This is a genomic window from Pedobacter terrae (assembly GCF_036946585.1).
Classification (GTDB): domain Bacteria; phylum Bacteroidota; class Bacteroidia; order Sphingobacteriales; family Sphingobacteriaceae; genus Pedobacter; species Pedobacter terrae_C.
This window is the reverse complement of record NZ_JAQIIV010000005.1, coordinates 92475-113793: the sequence shown is the minus strand read 5'-3', so window position 1 is coordinate 113793 and position 21319 is coordinate 92475. Positions and strand designations below refer to the sequence as shown.

The 21319-nt window shown below is 37.8% G+C and carries 17 protein-coding genes; 14 read left to right on the top strand and 3 right to left on the bottom strand.

Annotated features, from left to right (window positions below; genetic code table 11):
* Positions 1–589: 589 nt before the first annotated feature.
* Positions 590–1501: a hypothetical protein gene (locus PGN18_RS09520; RefSeq protein WP_335319232.1), complete on the bottom strand. Its 912-nt coding sequence runs from the start codon at positions 1499–1501 to the stop codon at positions 590–592.
* 2 nt (positions 1502–1503) lie between these two features.
* The gene (locus PGN18_RS09515; protein ID WP_335319231.1) at positions 1504–2928 is read right to left on the bottom strand and encodes an MBOAT family O-acyltransferase; all 1425 of its coding nucleotides are present in this window, start codon (positions 2926–2928) and stop codon (positions 1504–1506) included.
* Positions 2929–3274: 346 nt separating this feature from the next.
* Here PGN18_RS09515 and PGN18_RS09510 point away from each other — a divergent pair, with 346 nt between their 5' ends.
* Positions 3275–4195: a glycosyltransferase family 2 protein gene (locus PGN18_RS09510; RefSeq protein ID WP_335319230.1), complete on the top strand. Its 921-nt coding sequence runs from the start codon at positions 3275–3277 to the stop codon at positions 4193–4195.
* 32 nt (positions 4196–4227) lie between these two features.
* Positions 4228–5394: a glycosyltransferase family 2 protein gene (locus tag PGN18_RS09505; protein WP_335319229.1), complete on the top strand. Its 1167-nt coding sequence runs from the start codon at positions 4228–4230 to the stop codon at positions 5392–5394.
* A gap of 669 nt (positions 5395–6063) precedes the next feature.
* On the opposite strand, the gene PGN18_RS09500 is transcribed toward PGN18_RS09505, so the two are convergent.
* Positions 6064–6741, bottom strand: coding sequence for a hypothetical protein (locus PGN18_RS09500; RefSeq protein ID WP_335319228.1), 678 nt, complete (start codon positions 6739–6741; stop codon positions 6064–6066).
* 206 nt (positions 6742–6947) lie between these two features.
* Here PGN18_RS09500 and gmd point away from each other — a divergent pair, with 206 nt between their 5' ends.
* From gmd to PGN18_RS09440, 12 genes are all read left to right on the top strand, one after another.
* Complete coding sequence (gene gmd / locus PGN18_RS09495) at positions 6948–8081, top strand: GDP-mannose 4,6-dehydratase (RefSeq protein WP_335319226.1); 1134 nt, start codon at positions 6948–6950, stop codon at positions 8079–8081.
* 34 nt (positions 8082–8115) lie between these two features.
* Complete coding sequence (locus PGN18_RS09490) at positions 8116–10614, top strand: SLBB domain-containing protein (RefSeq protein ID WP_335319225.1); 2499 nt, start codon at positions 8116–8118, stop codon at positions 10612–10614.
* A gap of 31 nt (positions 10615–10645) precedes the next feature.
* A complete protein-coding gene (locus PGN18_RS09485) occupies positions 10646–11743 on the top strand; it encodes a Wzz/FepE/Etk N-terminal domain-containing protein (RefSeq protein ID WP_335319224.1) in 1098 nt (365 codons plus the stop codon).
* Positions 11744–11769: 26 nt separating this feature from the next.
* Positions 11770–12918, top strand: a complete 1149-nt coding sequence (locus PGN18_RS09480; RefSeq protein WP_335319223.1) for a glycosyltransferase — start codon at positions 11770–11772, stop codon at positions 12916–12918.
* Complete coding sequence (locus PGN18_RS09475) at positions 12915–14360, top strand: flippase (protein ID WP_335319222.1); 1446 nt, start codon at positions 12915–12917, stop codon at positions 14358–14360. Before PGN18_RS09480 ends, PGN18_RS09475 begins: the two co-directional genes overlap by 4 nt.
* A gap of 1 nt (position 14361) precedes the next feature.
* Positions 14362–15258: a glycosyltransferase family 2 protein gene (locus tag PGN18_RS09470; RefSeq protein ID WP_335319221.1), complete on the top strand. Its 897-nt coding sequence runs from the start codon at positions 14362–14364 to the stop codon at positions 15256–15258.
* Positions 15258–16136: a glycosyltransferase family 2 protein gene (locus PGN18_RS09465; RefSeq protein WP_335319220.1), complete on the top strand. Its 879-nt coding sequence runs from the start codon at positions 15258–15260 to the stop codon at positions 16134–16136. The genes PGN18_RS09470 and PGN18_RS09465 overlap by 1 nt, the downstream gene beginning before the upstream one ends.
* A complete protein-coding gene (locus PGN18_RS09460) occupies positions 16133–17131 on the top strand; it encodes a CgeB family protein (protein ID WP_335319219.1) in 999 nt (332 codons plus the stop codon). Before PGN18_RS09465 ends, PGN18_RS09460 begins: the two co-directional genes overlap by 4 nt.
* Before the next feature lie 62 nt (positions 17132–17193).
* Positions 17194–18288 (top strand): EpsG family protein, encoded by a 1095-nt coding sequence (locus PGN18_RS09455; protein WP_335319218.1) that lies wholly within the window; start codon positions 17194–17196, stop codon positions 18286–18288.
* A gap of 8 nt (positions 18289–18296) precedes the next feature.
* Positions 18297–19307, top strand: coding sequence for a glycosyltransferase (locus tag PGN18_RS09450; protein WP_335319216.1), 1011 nt, complete (start codon positions 18297–18299; stop codon positions 19305–19307).
* Positions 19308–19310: 3 nt separating this feature from the next.
* Positions 19311–20429, top strand: a complete 1119-nt coding sequence (locus PGN18_RS09445) for a glycosyltransferase family 4 protein (protein ID WP_335319215.1) — start codon at positions 19311–19313, stop codon at positions 20427–20429.
* Positions 20430–20445: 16 nt separating this feature from the next.
* Complete coding sequence (locus PGN18_RS09440) at positions 20446–21288, top strand: glycosyltransferase family 2 protein (protein ID WP_335319214.1); 843 nt, start codon at positions 20446–20448, stop codon at positions 21286–21288.
* Positions 21289–21319 lie beyond the last annotated feature (31 nt).

Genomic DNA, 21319 nt, shown 5'->3' with positions numbered 1-21319 from the left:
ACAAGTTACCATTAACAGACTCCAATAAAATGGTCGTCATCTCGACCGCAGTAACGCGAAGTGGAGAGATCTATTTAGTGAGATTTCTGGACTGTGTTGCACTCCGCTCGAAAGGACGGTAACACGAGTGAATTTTTACATGAGGATTAATTACTATCATTTATATTGATTTTTATATCATAATTATCCCTCAGCATGACGAATCGGTTAGGGATGGGTCGTTTACAAGACCGTGTTTTAATTAAATAATTATCGATCAGGTATTGGTATTATTGAGTTAGGTAATGCAGGGGCGGCGGATCTGTACCGATTTTTCATCGTTAGTTTGGGCAAGACTTGTGGTAAGCAAAAAGCGTCATTAATATTGTTTTTTATACCATAAATTATTCCTAACATCGACAGACTCCTCAAAAAAAAATCGTCATCTCGACTGTAGCGAAGCGAAATGGAGAGATCTTTAAACTGAGTAATTAAACTTGTTTAAAAGATTTTTCCCGCCTGTATCCGATGAATAGCTTTGAAAGCCACATTATTCATCGAAGTCAAGTTAAAGGTTTAATGGATGGAGGCCGAAAGCTAATAATGATTATTACCTTTCAAAAACCGGCATCATCCGTTTGGTGAAATCTTCCGCACCCTTTCGGTTAATGTGGATTTCATTATAAAAAAAGGTTGGATCATGTTGATAGATATCTCCAAAATTTAAATATTCAACCCCTTTATCCCTCTTCATCTGTAGGGTAAAATCGGCTATATTCTTTTTATACTTCTCATCAATGTTAATATCGGCCACCGGCGCGGTGAATAAAATCAGTTCAATTTTATTGGCCTTGCAAAGCGCAATGATATCATTCAGGAATTTATACTTACCTTTCAAATCGAAAGTCAGGTCTCTTAGCTTCGTTGGCCCCTTATAGGTCGCGTCAGGATAGAAGAAATCGCCATAACTGTCGAAATCCTGGGGCAGTATATTAAATCCATCATTAATTACTTCGTGAATGCCCCATAGGGTATTGTATTTCGCATACCGGTAAAAAGGTATATATCTATAAGCATACCATTCATATCCAAACTGTTTAAAATGGTCAAATACCACAGGCTCTTTCAGGTATGGGAAAAATTTGGGAACGGCAAAATCAAAAATTTGCTCTGTATTGGAAGAAAAAGGATCTATCTGCAGGTATAATTTTTTGATTTTATTATTTTTTAATATAAACAGCTTTAGCATCAGGTACTGATCGGTAATCGAACTGCCATCTACGGAGATGTTGATCCCTTTCTTTTTTGTCTGTTCCTCAATCATTTTTAGATCCAGGGAGGTATAGGCCCTTGAGTTTCCATGAACGGCAAAATCGAACGTCTTATTGTTGATCTTATCCAGCCACTGGATTTTGGTGTAATTGCCTTTTTGAAATACATAGGTAAAGCCTTCATCCAGCAACCAGAATATCAGATAGCAGATCAGAAGTAGTTTAAACAGCTGAATAAAAAAATTCTTCATGGCTAAAATTGAAAATAAATGAAACTGCTTTGTGATACCAGTACCCCAAACAAGGCAATAAATAGAATTAAAGTCAGGTAGCTTAAAAAGCGTACCGACCGATAGGCATAGAAATAATATTGTACCCTTTCGTTCCCCCAAAAACCTTCAAAGATCAGCAGTGAGAAAATCAGCGGAAACCCTACAGCAAAGTTGTAAAGATCAGCTCCTGTTGATTGCCTGATCTCTGCAATAAAGGAATGGCTATAATCAAAAAGGTTTTTGATGATCGTAAAAGAATCATGGAGGCTGTTTGCCCTGAAAAAAATCCATGCAAAACATACCGCTGAAAATGTCCAGAGTATGCCCATCCATCGCGGGAGTTTAAAATTGAAGAACTTTTTTCTTTGATTTAACGATTCGAGCGAGATCAACAACCCATGTAGCGCGCCCCAGATAATAAAATTTACGCTCGCCCCGTGCCATACCCCCGATACCAGAAAAGTAATGAATAAGTTGAATATCCAGCGGCCCATTCCCACCTTATTTCCGCCAAGCGGGATATAGAGATAATCTCTGAACCAGGTAGACAGGGAAATATGCCATTTGCTCCAGAATTCGCGTATGGATGAAGAGAAATAAGGCTTATTAAAATTTCTCATCAAATCAACGCCCATCATTTTAGCTACGCCTATGGCAATATCAGAATAGCCCGAGAAATCGCAGTAAATCTGAAAGGCAAAAAATATAGTGGCACAAAGAACGGATAAGCCATGGTATGATTCGGGATTGTTATACACCAGATTGACAAAAAATGCCAGCCTGTCTGCCACCACCACTTTTTTAAACAGCCCCCACAATATTCTTCTGGCACCAATAATCAGGTTGTCAGCTTCGAGCGGTTTTAAGTTGTTCACCTGCGGTAAAAGTACCTGGGGCCGGTTAATGGGACCTGCTACCAGCTGGGGGAAAAAGGACACAAAAAGCGCGAACCTGCCAAAATTCTTTTCGGCAATCATATTTCCACGGTAAACCTCCACGGTATAGCTGATGCTCTGAAAGGTATAGAAAGAGATCCCGACAGGGAGAAGGATCTTTGCACTATGTAATAAGGTTGGTGATCCAAGCCAGGCAGACGTTGTATTAATGCTGTCCAGAAAAAAATTAAAATACTTAAAGTAGAAAAGGAGCCCAAGGTTGGTGATGATACTGATGCAAAGAAGCATTTTTTTCTGCCGCTGTTGTGCAGTTTTCTCTATCTGCTTCGCTACAAAAAAATCTATGGTTGCGGGAAAAAAAAGCAGAAAGATGTACTCCCATTTCCAGCACATGTAAAAAAACAGGCTCGCAGCCAGCAACATCATCCACACATATTTTTTAGGCAAAAAATAGTAAAGTAAGAGGACGGTAGAGAAAAACAGGAAAAAATCGAGGGAATTAAAGAGCATGCGGGTCTAAATTTTCGAAAAATCTAAGATATAAATAGAACCCTTATAAATGCAATTTTTTATTAAATAATCAGTCCTTTTCTTTAGCATGCTAAGTTGTAAACTACATATGAAGATCAGGATTTGCAGATAAAGAGGAATAGATATTCAATGAGTTTACGCCCTATGGTTTATTTTTCCTGAAATTTTAAGTCTTTTTAGTGTGATTATTATTATAAATTTGATCATAATTAGAAGTAGATTTAACCGCAGAGCCATTGGATCACCTGTTAGCTACTGCTCAAAGCCGGCAGATGATAAGCGCAATTAAAAATGGACCACAACTTTCCGAAACCGTAACCAACCGATGATGACTCTGACTGAAAATCTGCCGGGCAAAAAAATTTCCATTATCAGTGTAAATTATAACCAACCTACGGTAACCCAGCAGTTACTGGATTCCATTTTCGCAACAAACACTTACCCCAACATAGAGATCATCATTGTTGATAATGGCAGTCGTGAAAATTTTATTCCTGTTTGGAAGGATAGGTACCCTGAGGTCAAATTTATTCAATCGGAGCTGAACCTTGGGTTTGCAGGAGGAAACAACCTCGGTATAGCAGCCGCAGATGGAGAGTACTTTTTCCTGGTTAACAATGATACTGAATTTACGGAAGGTCTATTGGAAAGACTGAGTTTAACTTTTCACGATTTTCCTGATACAGGAGTCGTTTGTCCAAAAATCAGGTATTTTGAATATCCAAGAAAAATCCAGTACATCGGTTTCACAGAACTTACTTCCTTTACCGCTAGAAATCAATGTTTGGGGCAGTTTGAGGACGACAAAGGGCAGTACGACGACAAAGTCTTCATCACCGCTTTTGCCCATGGTGCAGCAATGATGATTTCCCGTGAAGCTTGTAAGCAGGCTGGATTAATGGCAGAAAACTTTTTTCTTTATTACGAAGAGATGGATTGGAGTCTGAACATCCGGAAAGCGGGATTTAAGATCCGGGTGAATACGTTTGCTCAGATTTACCATAAAGAATCCGTTTCAGTTGGGGCAGACAGCCCCTTAAAAGTTTATTACCTGAACAGAAACCGGATATTGCTGGTAAGAAAGCATTTCACTTTTTATAAACAGGTGCTGTTCTGCTTTTATTTTAGCCTGATTGTGTTTCCAAGGAACATTTTTAAGTTTCTGATCAAGGGCAAGCTTAAACATGTTACAGCCATGTTTAGGGCTGTTTTTTGGAACCTTAGCCATCATACCAATTCATTTTAATCGTCGTAACAAATACCAATTAACTTTATTTTATGCATGCTTTTTTTATCATCTCTGTTCTGCTGGTTTTTTATACCTATATCGGCTATGGGATTTTACTCTATTTCATCATTTTGGTTAAACGTGTATTTGCGCCCGGCATCCCGAAAGTTTTCAGTGATCAGAAGCTGCCAACCTGTACACTTATTGTAGCGGCTTTTAATGAACAGGATTTTATTGAGGAGAAGATTAACAACACGCTTGCCCTTAATTACCCTCCCGAAAAACTTCAGCTCATTTTTGTTACAGACGGCTCCACAGACCGTACGCCAGAAATTGTTGCGCGTTATACGCAGATTCATTTAATGCATTCTTCAGATCGTAAAGGAAAGATTGCAGCTGTGCACCGCGCTATGGAGCATGTGGATACTGAGCTTGTTGTTTTTACTGATGCCAATACCTACCTCAATGTTGATGCACTGTTTCATCTTTGCAAACACTATGCAGATGAACGTGTAGGCGGGGTTGCGGGAGAGAAAAAAATATATACGGACAAACATGCCGATGCGACAGCCGGAGAAGGGATCTATTGGAAATATGAATCAAAGCTGAAGCAATGGGATTCGGAACTGCATACCGTTGTGGGGGCGGCAGGTGAATTATATAGCATCAGAAGATCACTCTATTATCCTGTGCCCAAAGAAAGTATCCTTGATGACTTTATGATCTCGATGCGGATTGCAGAAAAAGGTTATCGCATCAAATATGAGCCAGAAGCTTTCGCCCAGGAAACCTCCTCTGCCAATATCAGTGAAGAGCTTAAACGTAAAATAAGGATCGGAGCTGGAGGCATCCAGTCGGTTATCTGGTTAAAATCGCTGTTAAACCCTTTCAGGGATCCCATACTTACATTCCAGTACATTAGCCACCGTGTGCTGAGGTGGACAGTAACGCCGCTGGCACTGATTTTAGCTTATATTGCTAACATAATAATTATCTCACAGCACGGCGGTGTTATGTATAATGTGCTGTTTTTGCTGCAAACTTTGTTTTACCTGATGGCTCTTTCCGGTTTATGGCTGGAAAAGCGGAAAATCAGGCTTAAAATCTTATTCATCCCTTATTATTTCTGCATGATGAATTACGCCGTAATTGCCGGTGCTTTCCGGTTTTTTAAGGGAAAACAATCGGCGGTATGGGAAAAAGCAATCAGGAAATAAGCTTGCTGTTATTGGCATAACATTTTAAGTCGCAATTTAGAACAGAATTTTATTTCTTTCCCCATCATTCTCTCGCAGGCGGGAGCAATAACTTGCTCAGCGAAGCTAATCTTAAAGCGCCCTGCAATAGCATTAGGATTCCCAATTAAATTGGGAATGACGACGTATCAAAATATAAGTTGTTTGATGGGCCAGTGTAAATCTTTTTGATACAACCTTATCTTTCAAGCTACAAGAAGGCATTTATTTAGAAAAAATATTAATTATCCAAACGAGAGGGTGCTAAAAGAGAAGATATGTACCTGTGCATCTGGCGCTATAAACTTGAGTTCGATTTATATTGGAATCATAGTTCGCGTTTATCCGCTTTACCTCATGCGATCGTCATGCTGAATTTATTTTACAAGTAGTGCTAGTGTTTTTAATTGCCTTGTAGCTACTGCGTGGTCAGCATCTTTCCTGATACCCCCCCCCTTACTATAAAGACCCCGAAACACCCGTCTGACTGGCCGGGGCAGAAGTCCAGGGTGACGACCGTTTATGCAAGGCGCCAGATAACCCAAATTAAAGCCCATTAATCAAACTCCGGTTTGTAATCAAACTGAGGTTCTAACAGCAGTGTCGAATTTTTCCCCTTGATTTTTTTCTTAAATCGCTCTTCAATTAAACCTAGTTTCGCCTGCTGATGTTAAACTGGACCCCGGCAGAGAAGAGGTTAAGCAAAAACTCTGATTTTTGATAGGTATTAACTGTTCTCGATGTGCCATTTGTTTCTGTTAAATCCTGACGTTCATATGAATAGAAAAAGTCAAGACTGCTTTCGGCAAATAAGTTCATATATGGCAATAAATTGAGCTTAAGGCCAATCACAGGTGATATGACCAGTCCATTTTTTGATGACTCCGCATACCTTGCCGTAGCCGAGTACATCGTAGTGCCTGGGTAAGTATTACCGCTAAACCGATTGGAACGGTACCCCAGGTCTACTCCAAAATAGGGTTGGATACGGGAATAAGTAAAATTCTTTTCAAATCCAACTTTGAAGGCAAAATCGGTCAGTGTTCCTGCCGCAGTTTCACAGTTTGCACAGGTATTCGGAAAGGTAACGTCTTTTCTGTAAAAATTCCCCCCAACCCGGTAACTGATCTGGTTATCGTTGAATTTCATCAATAGTGCATTGGCATAGGTATGGTTGAAATCCTGATAGTTGGTCTGATTGAGTACTTTAGGTAATTGCATTACACTATAGGCTCTTAAACCGATAGAGTAGTTATAGTCTGCGCTTGTCTGCGAAAAAATGAAGGGTGACTGCGACAGTAGAATTAAAAGGAGTATAATTTTTTTCATTTAAATTGGATATCAAGGTCAAAAGTAAAGATATTTATCAGAAGTAGATCATGTTAAACATTTATATTTTAATTGCTGATAGTCAGGAAAGAAAGTGGTTGCGAATATCTTTTTTAGCTTATTGCGAGTTGAGCCAGCCCTTTCTATTATTTAGCTAAAAAAAATATGTATGTTTGCTCCCTTAAAAAGTTATCAAAATAAAGTTTATGAAAGTTGCGCTAATAACAGGTGTTACAGGTCAGGATGGAGCTTATTTAGCAGAATTTCTGCTCAAAAAAGGATACAAAGTTCATGGTTTGAAGAGGCGGTCGTCATTATTCAATACCGATCGGATCGATCACCTGTATCAGGATCAGCATGAGCGCGATGTCAATTTCAAACTTCATTTTGGCGACCTTACGGATTCGACAAACCTGATCCGTATTATCCAGGAAACGCAACCCGATGAAATTTATAATCTTGCAGCGATGAGCCATGTGCACGTGAGCTTTGAGATGCCTGAATATACTGCCAATGCAGATGGAATAGGTACATTGAGGCTTTTGGAGGCGATTAGGATACTGGGGCTAACCAATACCAAAATATATCAGGCCTCTACTTCAGAATTATATGGATTGGTGCAGGCCGTACCTCAAAGTGAAACCACGCCTTTTTATCCGCGTTCACCTTATGCTGTGGCAAAAATGTACGCATATTGGATTACCGTAAATTACCGGGAAGCTTACGGAATGTATGCTTGTAATGGGATTTTGTTCAATCATGAAAGTCCGTTAAGAGGGGAAACTTTTGTAACCCGCAAAATTACCAGGGCTACGGCTAAAATTGCGCTTGGTTTACAGCAATGTTTGTTTTTGGGTAACCTGTCTGCACAGCGGGATTGGGGGCATGCAAAAGACTATATTGAAGCCATGTGGCTGATTTTGCAACAGGAAAAACCCGAAGACTATGTGATTGCAACCGGTGTGACCACAACCGTTAGGGATTTTGTAAGGATGAGTTTTGCTGAACTCGGAATAGAAATAGAATTCAGCGGAAAAGATGAATATGAAAAAGGCGTGGTAATTGGTGTTGACGAAGAATTAATGCTTAGCCTGGGGTTAAATGCAAATACTTTAAAACCAGGTCAAACCGTGATTCAGGTTGATGCCAAATACTTCAGGCCAACCGAGGTTGATCTGTTGCTTGGCGACCCTACAAAATCAAAAACACAGTTAGGCTGGCAGCCTAAATACGATTTGGCAGCATTGGTGAAAGATATGGTGCATTCCGATTTGCAGGTCATGAAAAAAGATCAGTATTTAAAAGAAGGTGGATTTAATACATTGAACTATTTCGAATAATCATTATATAACTAAATAATACTTCCTATACCTAATGAAGTTGAAAAACATATTTACAACCTTACTATTTCTGATCATACTTACTGTTTTCCAACAGTCAATGGCTCAGACTAATTATTCAAATGTAAAGGTTGATGACCTAAGTGATACACAAATCAGGCAATTGATACAGCGTGCTGAATCTATCGGCTATAACGACGCACAGTTGGAGCAGATGGCTGCTGCGCAAGGTATGAAAGCCGAGGAAATTCAAAAACTACGATTAAGGGTAGAGAAAATTAGAAAGCAGGAAGGTACAGCTGGTGGCAATGTAGCAAACGGCAATACAGAACAAACTGATGATCGGTCACGAACAGCGGTCAAGATTAACCGTGATTCAACCAAAATTACAAATAATAGTTATACTAATACCGATATTTTCGAGAGCTTAAAACCTAAAATTTTTGGAAAAGAACTTTTTTCCAGCAGTAACCTTACATTCGAACCTAATCTCCGATTGGCTACGCCCAGAGGTTACGTCATTGGGCCAGATGATGAATTATTGATCGACCTGAGTGGGGACAATGAAGCGAGTTATAAACTGAAGGTGAGTCCTGAAGGGGTGATCCGTTTGCAGTATGTTGGAAACATTTCCGTTGGCGGTTTAACTATTGAACAGGCCATCAGTAAAATCCGTAGCAGTCTTGGATCCACCTATCCTTCATTAAAATCGGGCAGAACAAGTGTGGCGGTAAACCTGGGCAATATCCGGACAATCAAAATCACCTTAGTTGGTGAAGTGGTAAAGCCGGGATCTTACTCCCTTTCTTCCCTGTCAACAGTATTTAATGCTTTAAATGCTTCGGGTGGACCAAATGAAAACGGATCGTTTCGTAAAATCCAGGTCATCAGAGGGAACAAGGTGGTGTCCACTATTGATGTGTACGACTTTTTACTGAATGGTGTCCAAAAAGGAAATATCCGTTTACAGGATCAGGATGTGATTAATATTCCTGTGTATGAAAAACGTGTTGAAATGTCTGGCGAGATTAAAAGACCTGCCTTGTTTGAGGTGGTATCGGGTGAAAGCCTTGCTGATGTTTTGCGTTTTGCGGGTGGCTTTTCAACTGAAGCTTATAGCGCTAATATTAAAGTGTTGCAAAATACCAGTAGAGAACGCAAAATCATAGATGTTCCAAGCACGCAATACAATAGCTATAGTCCTCAGAATGGCGATAAATTTATTGTAGATGCCATTTTGGACCGTTTCGCCAATAAGGTAGAAATCAATGGGGCTGTTTTTCGTCCTGGAATCTACTCATTAGAAGATGCGGCGACGCTAAAGGGTTTGATTACGAAAGCCGATGGACTGAAGGAAGATGCTTTTTTAAACAGGGGTTATATCAACCGTTTGAATTTCGACAATACGGCCAGTTTACTTTCCTTCGACGTGGCCAAGATCATGTCTGGCGCACAGGCTGACATTCCGCTGCAGAGAGAAGATAAAGTGACCATATCGTCTCTGTTTGACTTGAGAGATGAATATAAGCTGAGTATACAGGGCGAGGTGAGGCAGCCCGGCACCTTCCAGTATGCAGATAATACCAGTGTCCAGGATTTAATCCAAATGGCGGGCGGATTTAAAGAAGGGGCTACCCCTAGCCGGATTGAAATTTCCAGGAGGGTTAAAAGTGCAGATACGGTGGGTAAAAATTCCCGTACAGCAGAAATATTTACCCTTTCGGTTGATCGTAATCTGAAAATTGAGGGGCCTACTTTTGTGCTTCAGCCTTTTGATATCGTATCAGTCAGAAATGCGGAAGGTTATTCCATTCAAAAACAGATCAAACTGGAAGGTGAGGTGCTGTATCCCGGCGTTTATACCATTACAAATAAAAATGAACGTATTTCTGATGTGATCAAAAGAGCCGGCGGACTTACCTCTTATGCTTACGTTGAAGGGGCAAGTTTGAAACGTCCGGGAGCAGAAAAAGTAAATCCAGCAGATAAGAATGCCATTAACAATAAGGAAGAGGAAGATAAAAAATACCTTAACCTAAAAAGGGCGCAGGAAGCTGGTACAAAAGATACCCTATCTGCAGACATTGAGCAGAAACTGATTCAAAGCGACTTGGTCGGCATTAACTTGGAGCGTATCCTGGAAAAACCGTTAGGTAAGTACGATCTGATTGTAGAGGATGGTGATATTATTCGTGTTCCCCGTACCTTACAAACCGTTCGGATTACAGGAGAAGTACTCAATCCAAATAATATCGTTTATCAGCCAGGAAAAAGCTTAAGGCAATATATCAATGGTGCAGGTGGTTTTACCTCAAATGCGAGAAAAAGTGGAACTTATATTAAATATGCTAATGGTTCTGCAGCGGCAGTGAGTAAATTTTTATTCTTTAATAATTATCCAGTTGTTAAACCTGGTGCAGAGATATTAGTGCCGAAGAGAGCAGAAAGGGAGCGCTTAACAGCGCAAAGTTGGATTGGAATTGGCACTGCGGTTGCGTCATTGGGCGCGATAATTATGAGTATACTCAGGTAGGGCATGATCACTATATTTAAAGATATTTAGGATGACTATTGAAAAAGGTTCAAGAATGGGCCAGCGAGATCGGCAGAATATTTCACTAAGGGAGCTTTTTTTTATTGCAAAAGATTGGTTCTACTTTTTGTTCAAGAACTGGATTTTACTTTCTATACTCGTAGTTGTTGGTGGAGTTTTAGGATTTTGGTATGCTTCTAAAAAGAAACCTGTCTACACTGCCACTACAACCTTTGTTTTGGAGGAAGAGAAAAACTCATCTTCTGGTTTGGGCTCATTAGCTGGCCTTGCATCAATGGCTGGTGTTGACATCAATGCTGGGGGGGGCGGAATATTTCAAGGCGATAACATTATAGAATTATATAAGTCACGGCGAATGATTGAAAAGACACTACTTACTCAGGTAGTGTATAATGGAAAGCGTGAAATGCTTATTGAAAAATATATTTCCTTTCATAACTTACGCGAAAAATGGGGAAAGGAATCGGCAGCTGGTGCACTGAGATTTGACACGACTGATTACCGTTCAGTTAAAAACATTAGACTCCGAGATAGCGTTATGGGGAGTATTGTTGGAGACATAACAAAGAACTGCCTGAATGTCGCAAAACCCGATAAAAAATTAAGTATCATTGTAGCTGATGTCAAGTCTGAAGATGAGTTTTTTTCAAAAAACTTTAACGAACAGATCGTTAAGAATGTTAACGATTTTTACGTTCAAACCAAAACAAAAAAATCACTCTACAACGTAAAAATCCTCCAGCAAAAAACAGATTCTGTCCGGACAGTAATGAATGGGGCTATCTACTCTTCCGCATCTGTTGCTGATGCTACACCAAATTTGAACCCTACAAGGCAAATCCAACGAATTGCCCCTATGCAAAGATCTCAGTTTTCAGCTGAAACAAATAAAGCAATTTTAAGTTCCCTTGTTCAGAATCTGGAAATGGCTAAGATTAGCTTGCGTAAGGACGCTCCTCTTATACAGGTTGTTGATGAGCCAGTTTACCCATTGGCAAAAAAATCATTTGGCAAATTAAAGGGTTTGGTGTTAGGTGGATTTATTTTTGGTTTTATTGGCGCAGCTATTTTAACATTGAAACGTTTTTTTTTCTACGTTTTCGAGTAACGAAAGGCTTAGTAAGCTTGACGAATATGAAAGAAATCAGAGAAATTAATGTGTTTACCCTGGGTGATTCTTCGCTTGCCCGAACTTGGTCCAATGTACCGTTCCTGCTAACCAAGACATTAGAAAAAAGTGGTTATACCGTTAATAGAATAAATATCACACCTAATAGGCTTCTCCAATTTATATTTAACCGTTTTATACATCCATTAACGCGATATATAAAAAAGGATAACGTATTTCTTTATGAGCGAACCTGGATGAATGATCTATTAACCAACCAGAGGATTAAACGGTTTAACAAAAGATACCCCAATGCGGATCTGAACATATTTACGAATTTTAGTTTTCTTAACAGGTTTTCCAACAAGCCAAATGTTCTTTTTTGTGATTGGGACCTGCACATAGGGATAAATCAGCGTATGGGGAGACGTCCATATTACTTTGAACAGTTAGCAATAGATAGACAGCGAAAAGTAATTGAAAAATCTGATCTTATCATATCATTATTTCCCAAATCTGCAGAAGATATGAAAAACAGATATGCAAAGGAAAATATCTGTCATCTTAAACAGAACGTAATAAATAGCCTTTATCAGAAAGAATTGATAGAGAAAGAAATTATAGATCAAAAAAACAACTCACACGATCTTCTATTTATAGGTAGTGTAAATTATATTAGTGGTGCTAATCTATTAATCGAGGCCTATCAAGAGCTTAAGTCCACTTTTCCATCAATGAAAGTGAACATTGTAGGGATCACGGAAGAGCAGTTCGGTCGTGAATTACCTGATGATGTTCATTGTTACGGATATCTGGACAAGGCAGATGCAATGGAAAGAGATATATATTATCAACTTTTACTTAATGCGCGCATTTTTGTTAATCCAACGCCAGTTTGGGGCGGGTACTCTTCAACAATCGAGGCAATGTATTTCTATACACCAATTATTATTTCACCCTATGAAGAATTTACGTCAGAATTCGGGAATGAAATAGAATTTGGGCGCTATTGCAGGCAATTTTCCGTAGCTGAACTCACACAACATATTTTAAGTCTTTTTAATTCAAATGTATTTTCCCGGTCTTCCATGTTAGCACATCAGGCTGTTAGTGAATATACCTGGGATAGGTATGTAGCAATTATGATGGAAAAAATAAAACAAGTATGTAAATGAGCATAAAGAAAAATTTTTTCTACAACGGCATATTATCTGTTTCTAACTATATTTTTCCTTTTCTCACTTTCCCTTACGTTTCCAGGGTTTTGGGAGTAGAAAACATGGGGAAGTGTAACTTTGTAGACGGAGTTATAAATTACTTCCTGCTTTTTGCGTCCCTTGGCATCGGTGCGGTTGGCATCCGGGAGATAGCCAAAGCCAAGGATGATAGACTTTTATTAAACAGGGTATTTTCCAGTTTTTTGGTTTTCAATCTCATTACAACTACATTGGTTTGTTTGGTGTATGTTTGTGTAATATTTAATGTAGCAAAGTTTCAGGAATATAGGTTATTGCTATATATGGGACTGGGAAAGATCGTATTTACACTTTTTATGGTAGAGTGGTTTTTTGCCGGACTCGAAAATTTTAAGTTCATAACAGCAAGAAGTATAGGTATAAAGTTTTGTTATGTTATACTAGTTTTTTTTCTGGTAAAGCGTAGTAGCGATTATCAGATTTATTTCCTGCTTACGGTATTGATTACTGTAATTGGTGCCGCATTTAACCTGTATCATTCCAGAAAATTCGTCACCTTTAGTTTTAAGGAGCTAAATATAGTCAGATATTGGAGAGCAATAGTCATAATGGGGATATATAGTTTACTTACCTACATGTATACCTCGTTTAATGTAATTTATTTGGGCTTTGTTTCAGGTGACAGGCAAGTTGGATATTATACCACAGCAACTAAAATATATACAATCTTACTTTCCGTATTCACCGCATTTACTACTGTAATGTTGCCTAGGATGAGCCAATTGGTTTCGCAGAATAAAATTGAAGAGATTAAAAAACTGATTGAAAAATCATACGATGCGCTGTTTGTGCTGAGCATTCCAATTTTGGTAATAGGTACACTCCTGGCTCCGCAGATAGTCCATCTTATAGCCGGGCCTGGTTTTGAAGGTGCTGTAGTCCCAATGCAGATCGTCATGCCGCTGATATTGATAATAGGTATTGCTGAAATTCTTATTATTCAGATTTTAATGCCTTTTAATAATGACAAGCATATTTTTATTAACTCTCTGGCAGGCGCACTGGTGGGGATTATTTTAAATGTTCTGTTGGTTCATAGGCTACAGGCCATAGGGTCTTCGATTGCATTGTTATTGTCAGAAATAGCTGTTGTGATAAGTGCAAATTATTTTGTGAAAAGAGAGGTCAACTTGACAATACCATACCGGAAATTTATTATAAACACCCTTTATGCTTTTCCTTATGTTTTATTCTGCTGGGTGGCAAGAGCAAACTTTACGAATAGTATGGTGATCCTTATAAGCGTATTTACGGCTTCATTCCTTTACCTGATTTTGATTCAGCGTTTCTTTCTCAAAAATTCGTTACTTTTGGAGATTGAAAGCACTGTTAAGTCCTATTTACCTCGATCAAAAAGATAATATGGATATTTCGATAATCATCATCAACTACAATACAAAGCAATTACTTTACAACTGTTTAACTAGTTTATATAATAACACTATCGGGGTTAAATATGAGGTTATCATAGTTGATAATGGATCTACTGATGGCTCTTATGAATTGATCACAAAATCATTTCCAGAGGTACTGTTTATTAATGCGGGTAAAAACCTTGGATTTGGAAAAGGTAATAATCTTGGGGTAAAACATGCAACGGGCGAATTCTTGTTCCTATTGAATTCTGATACAATTTTGTATGAAAACTCGATTAAGATGCTTTATGATTTTTATTGCGAAAATGAACAAGCATTAAAAATAGGAGTGCTGGGCTGTAAACTTGTGGATGAAAATTTACAGACTATTAATTCTGGTGGTGGTTTCCCCTGGGTCAAAAATGATTTAATGGAATATTACTATCTGATTAAGGAGAAAGTTACCAACAAAAAAATACCAGCTCGAGATACTTATGATTTTAACCTCCCGTTCTTTGAATTGGATTATGTTATCGGAGCAGATATGTTTATGAGAAAAAAACATTACGATGCCGTTGGTGGCTTTGACCATGCATATTTTATGTACTATGAAGAGTCTGATATGCAAATGGCGTTAAGAAAGCTAGGATACAAATGTTATGTTATAACTAAAACTTCCATTATCCATCTTGAGGGTGGAAGTACCGATAGGCAAAAATATTCTCCTTTTAAGCGGTTGGTTAATCAGATTAGTAGAAACTATTATTTTAAAAAAAATGATAAAAAAAACTACCCGATATATCTATTCACTGATATGGTATTGAACCTGACAAGGATTTTTAACCGAAACTATACCTTTAAGGAAAATTTAGATTTTGTAATTAAAAACATTAAATCCTACTAATGGAGTGCTCAGTCATCATAGTAAACTATAATACAAAAGAGTTGACCATGAACTGCCTGCAGTCCATCAGAAATTGGTCTAGCGATATATCTTATGAAGTAATTCTGGTGGATAATGCTTCCAACGATGGGTCACAGGAATTATTTTCCAATGAATTTCCCGAGATAAATTTGATACTGTCGCCGGTTAACCTGGGTTTTGGACGCGCTAATAATCTTGGAGCCAGTAAAGCAAGAGGAAAATATCTTTTCTTTCTTAATTCTGATACCTTTTTCATTAATAATGCAATAAAGATATTTATAGATTTTTTTGATTCTCATCAAACAAATAAACTAGGTTGCTTAGGTGCTGAATTACTTGATGAAAAACTAATGGTTAACGGGACGGGTGGCAAGTTCCCTCGTCTTAAAACCTACTTGGCCTCGCGTATTCATGCAATTTCTGCAAAATTCGCAGATCAGCCCGTAGAAAATTCTTTCCCAACTGATGTAGAATATGTTCTTGGTGCAGATATGTTCATGAGTAGAGATTTGTTCCTGGACATCGGAGGATTTGACGAAAGTTATTTTATGTATTATGAGGAGGCAGATCTCCAATTAAGGATCAGTCGTATGGGATATACTAATATCATAATTAAAGGACCCAGGATAGTGCATCTGGAAGGAAAATCGAGTAGTGTAAATGTAAGTGTCAGTAAAATTATAATGGTTCAAAAGAGTGCTTTCACCTATTTTCGGAAAAACCGACCGTATTGGGAATACTTAAGCCTCAGGGTCATTTCATTTATTGATGCAATCCTAATGTTATTTAAACCGGGCTATCCTATGGATGATTTTAAAACTTATTTCAGATTTAATTTAAAGAAAAGTAATACATGAAAATAGCGTTAATTGGGAATAAGGATTTTGACACCATAGAATTTCATACGGCTGATGCACTTAGAAATTTAGGCCATGAAGTGTATCATGTTGATATGTCCGATTTTGTGAATATCAGGTATCTTTATAATTACTGGTTTTCTAAGTTTGTACCTAAATATGTTGATTACATGTTTAATTACTTAGCAAATAAAGTGATTGACTTTGTTCCGGATCTTGTGATTGCTACTTATCGTTTCTTGCCGAGTATATCAATACAAAAAATAAAGCGATCGCTTCCGCATGTTCCGGTAGTTCAGCTAAATCCTGACGCATTAACTACATTCGAAAAGCAGCAGGTATTCTACTCTCCCTACGATTTTTTCTTTACTAAGGACCCCTATATTGTTGATTTTATGAGAAATAAGGCGGGACTTAATGCCTATTTTCTTCCGGAAGCCTTCAACGATAGATTCCACAGAATGCCCAATATAGATAGAATAACCTTGGAGCAAAAAATAAATATTGATGTGGTGGCATTTGGATCGATTTATCCATATAGAGCTGGAATGCTCAAAAAACTAGTCGCGGCGGGTCTTAATCTCACCATCTTCGGAAACAACCAGAATTCAGATCAGGAATTAAAAAAATATTTTAAGGATGAATGGATTACAGGTGAACGTAAAAGTGAAATTCTGGTCGGATCGAAAGTTGTTTTCAATAATTTTCATTATGCAGAGATTGAATCAGTAAACTGCAAATTTTTTGAAATAGCCGGCGCGGGAGGGTTTCAGATCTGCGATTACAAACCAGCTGTTGAGGATTTTTCAGGCATTGCTTCAGAAAGATTTACTTTCAGGAAAGTTGATGAAGCTATAGATAAGATCATTTATTACCTTAAGCAACCTGAAGAGCGCTATGACATGGCGACAAAACAACGGGCACATTTTCTTGCGAACCACACTTATGATATCAGAATCAAGCAAATGTTAGATATTATTTTCGGTAAATTATAGTGTTGATAATCAGTGTAATAAACTTTTTGAAGTGTATTAAATAGAATTAAGTGGGTGTATATTTGGTTACATATTTTTTGCTTTTTTGCTTTTCTTTTCTGGAGGTACGTTATCCGCTATCCGATGGGTTAAAAAGGGGCTTTTATATTGTAACCTATCTCATTATCGTTTTGCAGATTGGCTTAAGGTGGGAAACCGGAACAGATTGGGTTCCTTACCTGACACATTTTGAGAATATTGATACTTTCGCAAGTACCTCACCCTTAGTAACCGGAATGGAGTATGGTTACAGTGTTCTTTGTTGGCTGGTAAAAATATTTTCGAATGATTATAGCGTACTTTTAATTGTTCATTCGCTTATCTATTATTGGATTGTCTTTAAAGGAATTCAACTTTTTTCGCCATATTTTTTCATCTGCGTGCTGCTTTTTTACGCTTTTACAATGGGCGTAATGGGATCACATAGGCAATTGATCGCCATATCCATCATACTTTATAGCTGTAAATTTATAATTCATAAAAATCCCTATAAGTTCTTTTTCTGCATCATACTGGCGACGCTGTTTCATACTACTGCTATCATCTGTATTCCGCTATATTTTTTAGACAGGCGTTTTAACACATATGGCCTGATAGTTGTTATCATGATGGCCGTGGTACTCGGCAAAACTGCAATTCCGATTACTGCCTTCAATTTATTGGGAAGGATCGGGGGAATCGGAGATAAGGTATTGGTTTATTTAGAAGGCGGCCTCGATGCCGCAAAAGACTACAGTGTTAGTACTGTAGGGTTAGTGAAAAGAATTTTGTTTGTATTGATTTTTCTTTATGCCAGAGAACGGCTTTCAACTAAGCTAATCCATTATAATCTTATACTGAATGCATATATTGTGGGCATATTGCTTTACTTTCTGTTTTCAAGTTCACTAACGATTTTAGTAAGTAGGGGAAGCTTATATTTCAACATGTTTGAACCCATATTGTTGAGCTCTTTGTTACTTCTTTTCGAATTTGAGAAAGACCGTGTAGTTATCCTGATGTTTTTTTTCCTTTTAAGTGTACTCTATTTTTTCCAATCTATTGCCCAATATGCAGATTTGTTTTTACCCTACAAGGGACTATTCATCAATTCGGACTATATAAGAGAATTAAAATAAGCAGCGCTATGAATGTCACTTTTTTTTATCGCAGCAATGCGGCCGGTTTTAGTATAGCTAAGGTGTTTAGATCTCTTGTTGATGGGATGGGTGCACAGATCGGTTGTAAAGAATTTTTTGTGCCGGCTCGCCGCGCAGATCCATATAGCATAATCCGAAATCTTTTGTTTGTATATAAAAAAAGAAACCGGAATGGAATAAATCATATAACAGGAGACATTCATTATTGTGTGCTTGCTTTGATAGGTTGTAAAACGGTTTTAACCGTGCATGATCTGAGTATGATGGACCGGATTTCCAATCCTTTAAAAAAGTTACTTATTAAGTGGTTTTGGTTTTCAATTCCTGTGTTTTTTGCTGACCGGGTGGTTTGCATCTCAAAAACTACTTATAATGAGCTTCTTAAGATTGTTCCGGGAAGAAAAGTCAGCTTTATCCATAACGCAGTTGATCCATCATTTCAATTCACACCAAAAGTTTTTAATGACCACTGTCCTTCAATACTGCAAATTGGTACTTCTTGGAATAAAAATCTGGTTAATGTTATCTCGGCCCTTAAAGGAATAAAATGCCTGTTTACAATTGTTGGTCAGCTAAATCCGGAACTGGAAAAAAAGTTAATTGACAGCTCCATTAGTTATAAAGTATTGCAGAACCTTTCAGATGAGGAAATCCTCTATGAATATGTAGCGTGCGATGTTGTTTGTTTTTGTTCGATATATGAAGGATTTGGAATGCCAATAATTGAAGCAAATGCCGTTGGACGCTGTATAGTGACGTCAGCCTTAGAGCCGATGTTAGAAGTTGCTGGTGGTTCGGCTTGTATTGTTGACCCTTATAGTGTGGAATCTATACGTGAAGGATTGCTAAAGGTAATATCCGAGGAAACTTATAGAACAATGCTTATTTCATCAGGCCTGGAAAATGTAAAAAGATTTGATGTCGCTGATGCCGTCAATAAATACTTTAATATTTATGCCGCAATCGGTTCTGCAGGTTGGGAGGAGCCAAAAAATTAAAAAATGAGGATATTGATAAATGCTTCGATCTTGGGGCAAAAGCTTAATGGTGTAGGTATTTACACCATTGAGCTTCTCAAGCAGTTAATGATTAATTTTGAGCGTGATGATGTTGACTATTTGGTCTACAGTTATGATCATGCTCACTTGGAGTTTCTACCCAAAGATAGATTGAGAAAAATAGAGCTTCCAGCGTTTATGGAATGGGTCTGTAAAAAAAGTCTGTCAGTACATAGGTTGGTATGGAATCTATTGGTGCTTAAAAAAATAGCCCGGGCTTTTAATCTTACCTATAGCCCCTCCACCCATGGTTATTATGGCTCTGGTAAACAGATTATTACAATACATGATTTAATCTGTTTAAGCTATCCCTATCAGAATAGGATGCAGTATTGGTATTTTAGATACCTTGTTCCTCTTATTGCGAAAAGATCTCTGATCATTGCGATTTCAGATTTTACTAAGCAAAATATTTTATCAGAAATCAAAATTCCATCATCAAATATATTTACCGTATACAATGGTGCTGACCACCTTTTTCAGCAATTGAAAGAAACAACTTTGCCACCCTTAAACGAACAATTTAAGGAACTTGCAAACGACAAATATTTTTTAACTGTGGGGGCAAACTATCCGCATAAAAATATAATGATGTTATTGAAGGTTGCAGAAGCCTTGAAGGATACAAACTGTAAATTTGTGATTGTTGGATGCCATGGAAACTACAGAAGTGTGGTTGAAAATGAGATTTTGTCTAGAGGATTAAAAAATGTTAACATACTCCCTTATGTCACAAATGAAGAGTTATGCTGGTTATACGCAAACTGTGAGGCAAATCTTTATCTTACACTTCACGAAGGCTTTGGCTTTCCTCCAATTGAAGCGGCGTTTTTCAACAAGATTTCCATCGTATCTAGCAGATCCTGCCTTCCGGAAATTTATGGAGATACCGTATTATATATTGATCCTGAAAATCTAGAGCAAATCGTGGAGAAAGTTTTATCATTTTTGCATGATACCATTGATAGGGGTAAATACGACAACCGGCTTAAAGAGTTAAGGGAGCGATATAAGTGGAAGACCGCTGCTGACGAGATTTTTGCAGTAATGAAGAACTGCTAAGGGTAAAACAAAATATATGATAAGAATTTCAGGAAGTATAGTATTATATAATACACCCATTGAACAGTTGAACAAACTGATTCATAGTTTTGGAATTAAACTTGGGCATATGCAAATATATGCGGTTGATAATTCGCCAACAGCGCTCCTTCGGCCTTATTGTGAACGTGCTAACCTGGTTTATATCCATACACCATCAAATCCGGGATTTGGTGCCGGGCATAACATAGCGGTCGATTTGGCACTTAAGGCAGGGTCTCAATATCATTTTATCATAAATCCTGATATTTACTTTAACACAGATGTAGTATCTCCTATGGTTGCTTTTATGGCATTAAATCCTCAGGTGGGTATGATCATGCCTGAAATTTTGAATGATAATGGGACTGTACAATATCTGCCAAAACTGTTGCCAAATCCTTTTTGGATAATAAGGCGTAAGCTGCATAAGTTTGACATTTTTTATGATCGCTTTATTGCCAAATACGAACTCCGGGAAATTCCGAGAAACAAGATCTATGAAGCGCCAATTCTTTCCGGATGCTTCACTTTACTTAATCTGTCTGCTATAAAAGAAATCGGATGCTATGATGAACGTTTTTTTATGTATTTTGAAGATTGGGACCTTTCCAGAAGGATGAATGAAAAATATAAAACTATTTATTTTCCCAGTGTAAGTGTTTATCATGGTTATCAGGCAGGGGCAAATAAAAATAAGCGATTATTTAAGATATTTCTAAATTCCGCAATTTCATATTTTAGTAAATGGGGATGGATAGATAAAAGAAGAAAAATAATAAATAACAAGGTGTTAAATCAAGATTTAGATCAATATCAACGAGATGAAAGTTTGAATTAGATTGAAGAACCTGAGCTGGAAATTTAAAATA

Coding starts and splice junctions, on each gene's coding strand:
- PGN18_RS09480 (WP_335319223.1), top strand. CDS start 11,770: ATGAAAGAAATCAGAGAAATTAATGTGTTTACCCTGGGTGATTCTTCG.
- PGN18_RS09520 (WP_335319232.1), bottom strand. CDS start 1,501: ATGAAGAATTTTTTTATTCAGCTGTTTAAACTACTTCTGATCTGCTAT.
- PGN18_RS09500 (WP_335319228.1), bottom strand. CDS start 6,741: ATGAAAAAAATTATACTCCTTTTAATTCTACTGTCGCAGTCACCCTTC.
- PGN18_RS09470 (WP_335319221.1), top strand. CDS start 14,362: ATGGATATTTCGATAATCATCATCAACTACAATACAAAGCAATTACTT.
- PGN18_RS09485 (WP_335319224.1), top strand. CDS start 10,646: ATGACTATTGAAAAAGGTTCAAGAATGGGCCAGCGAGATCGGCAGAAT.
- PGN18_RS09505 (WP_335319229.1), top strand. CDS start 4,228: ATGCATGCTTTTTTTATCATCTCTGTTCTGCTGGTTTTTTATACCTAT.
- PGN18_RS09445 (WP_335319215.1), top strand. CDS start 19,311: ATGAGGATATTGATAAATGCTTCGATCTTGGGGCAAAAGCTTAATGGT.
- PGN18_RS09450 (WP_335319216.1), top strand. CDS start 18,297: ATGAATGTCACTTTTTTTTATCGCAGCAATGCGGCCGGTTTTAGTATA.
- PGN18_RS09475 (WP_335319222.1), top strand. CDS start 12,915: ATGAGCATAAAGAAAAATTTTTTCTACAACGGCATATTATCTGTTTCT.
- PGN18_RS09510 (WP_335319230.1), top strand. CDS start 3,275: ATGATGACTCTGACTGAAAATCTGCCGGGCAAAAAAATTTCCATTATC.
- PGN18_RS09440 (WP_335319214.1), top strand. CDS start 20,446: ATGATAAGAATTTCAGGAAGTATAGTATTATATAATACACCCATTGAA.
- PGN18_RS09515 (WP_335319231.1), bottom strand. CDS start 2,928: ATGCTCTTTAATTCCCTCGATTTTTTCCTGTTTTTCTCTACCGTCCTC.
- PGN18_RS09490 (WP_335319225.1), top strand. CDS start 8,116: ATGAAGTTGAAAAACATATTTACAACCTTACTATTTCTGATCATACTT.
- gmd (WP_335319226.1), top strand. CDS start 6,948: ATGAAAGTTGCGCTAATAACAGGTGTTACAGGTCAGGATGGAGCTTAT.
- PGN18_RS09465 (WP_335319220.1), top strand. CDS start 15,258: ATGGAGTGCTCAGTCATCATAGTAAACTATAATACAAAAGAGTTGACC.
- PGN18_RS09460 (WP_335319219.1), top strand. CDS start 16,133: ATGAAAATAGCGTTAATTGGGAATAAGGATTTTGACACCATAGAATTT.